The organism is Tropicibacter naphthalenivorans, from assembly GCF_900176475.1.
GTDB classification, from domain to species: domain Bacteria; phylum Pseudomonadota; class Alphaproteobacteria; order Rhodobacterales; family Rhodobacteraceae; genus Tropicibacter; species Tropicibacter naphthalenivorans.
Genome location: NZ_FWXX01000030.1, coordinates 1 through 2,450, shown reverse-complemented (window position 1 = coordinate 2,450; position 2,450 = coordinate 1). Strand labels below are relative to the sequence as shown.

Here is a 2,450-nt window from a genome sequence, read left to right as displayed (position 1 = left end):
TGGTTGCGGGAGTAGGATTTGAACCTACGACCTTCAGGTTATGAGCCTGACGAGCTACCGGGCTGCTCCATCCCGCGGGAGTTTTGTGTCCTGATCGGTGTTTTGATCGTGATAGAGATAATAATTTGGTATTTACTAGGTTTGGCGGTGACCTACTCTCCCACGTCTTAAGACGCAGTACCATCGGCGCTACGGCACTTAACGGCCGGGTTCGGAATGGGACCGGGTGTTTTGCTCGCGCTATGACCACCAAACCAAGGAAATACCAGATCGCTGCGCGATCTGCATTTTCTTGGTTTGGTGGGTGGCGGCAGGGTATTTTGCGGAGCAAAATGTCCCGAGAGCCACACCCATCCATTCCGGATGCTGATAGCGCAACGTTTCAATCAACATGTTAGTGCACTACCGCCTATCGGCTACTTGAGTGCGTATGTCGCCCAAGTCAGTACACTTGCGTGTATGCTTATGATTTGAGTTGGTAATAACCTTGCTATTACTGGATCAAATCAAGCCTATCGGACCATTAGTACCGGTCAACTGAGCATGTTACCATGCTTACATCTCCGGCCTATCGACGTGGTGGTCTACCACGGTCCTCAGGGATACCTTGTTTTGAGGGGGGCTTCCCGCTTAGATGCCTTCAGCGGTTATCCTTTCCGATCATAGCTACCCTGCACTGCTGCTGGCGCAACAACAGGTCCACCAGTGGATCGTTCACCCCGGTCCTCTCGTACTAGGGGCAACTCCTCTCAAGTATCCTACACCCACGGCAGATAGGGACCGAACTGTCTCACGACGTTCTAAACCCAGCTCACGTACCTCTTTAAATGGCGAACAGCCATACCCTTGGGACCTGCTCCAGCCCCAGGATGAGATGAGCCGACATCGAGGTGCCAAACACTGCCGTCGATATGGACTCTTGGGCAGTATCAGCCTGTTATCCCCGGCGTACCTTTTATCCGTTGAGCGATGGCCCTCCCACTTGGGACCACCGGATCACTATGGCCGACTTTCGTCTCTGCTCGACTTGTCAGTCTCGCAGTCAGGCTGGCTTCTGCCATTGCACTCAACGAGCGATTTCCGACCGCTCTGAGCCAACCTTCGCGCGCCTCCGTTACCGTTTAGGAGGCGACCGCCCCAGTCAAACTACCCACCACGCAGGGTCCCGGATCCGGATAACGGACCGCGGTTAGACATCAAGCAGAATAAGGGTGGTATCTCAAGGTTGGCTCCACCTGGACTAGCGTCCTGGTTTCAAAGCCTACCACCTATCCTGCACATATTGTGCCTGATGCCAGTGCGAAGCTGTAGTGAAGGTGCACGGGGTCTTTCCGTCTAACCGCGGGAAGCCTGCATCTTGACAGGCAATTCAATTTCGCTGAGTCGATGTTGGAGACAGCGGGGAAGTCGTTACGCCATTCGTGCAGGTCGGAACTTACCCGACAAGGAATTTCGCTACCTTAGGACCGTTATAGTTACGGCCGCCGTTTACCTGGGCTTCAATTCAGAGCTTGCACCCCTCCTTTTAACCTTCAGGCACCGGGCAGGCGTCAGACCCTATACGTCGTCTTGCGACTTCGCAGAGCCCTGTGTTTTTAGTAAACAGTCGCCACCCCCTGGTTTGTGCCCCCGGTGATCGTACACCGGGCCTCCTTCTCGCGAACTTACGGAGGTATTTTGCCGAGTTCCTTCAACATCGTTCTCTCAAGCGCCTTGGTATACTCTACCAGTCCACCTGTGTCGGTTTAGGGTACGGTCTTAAAGTGGGGCTATTTCCAGGAACCGTCTTGAACATGCTCCAATCCGATAAGGAACATGCGTCGCCACGATCCGTCACCACCACACGGCCCAGGAATATTAACCTGGTTCCCATCGACTACGCCTTTCGGCCTCGCCTTAGGGGCCGGCTTACCCTGCTCAGATTAGCTTTAAGCAGGAACCCTTGGACTTTCGGCGAGAGTGTCTCTCACACTCTTTGTCGCTACTCATGTCATCATTCTCGCTAGTGATCTCTCCACCGGATGCCTTACAGCCCGGCTTCTTCGAAAGAACTCATGTCTCTAACGCCTTCCGAGGAAGGCTAAAGAGACAGAGTTCTATGTCACACTACGCTCCGCTACCATGCGCTATGCGCATCCTAAGCTTCGGCTCATGGCTTGAGCCCCGTTACATCTTCGCCGCAGGACAACTTATTTAGACCAGTGAGCTGTTACGCTATCTTTAAAGGATGGCTGCTTCTAAGCCAACCTCCTGGTTGTTTTGGTCGTCCCACCTGCTTTCCCACTTAGCCATGAATTGGGGGCCTTAGCTGTAGGTCAGGGTTGTTTCCCTCTCCACTACGGACGTTAGCATCCGCAGTGTGTCTGCCATCTAGTACTCCCGGGTATTCGGAGTTTGGTTAGGATCAGTAAGCCTGTGGGGCCCCATTACCCATCCAGTGCTCTACCCCC

1 tRNA gene and 2 rRNA genes are annotated in these 2,450 nt (G+C 53.8%); all 3 read right to left on the bottom strand.

The window, feature by feature from the left end:
* Positions 1 to 77: transfer RNA gene (locus B9A11_RS21010), tRNA-Met, on the bottom strand.
* Between the two features lie 62 nt (positions 78 to 139).
* Positions 140 to 254 (bottom strand): 5S ribosomal RNA (gene rrf / locus B9A11_RS21005).
* A 248-nt stretch (positions 255 to 502) separates the two neighbouring features.
* Positions 503 to 2,450: ribosomal RNA gene (locus B9A11_RS21000) — 23S ribosomal RNA — on the bottom strand; the annotation flags it as partial.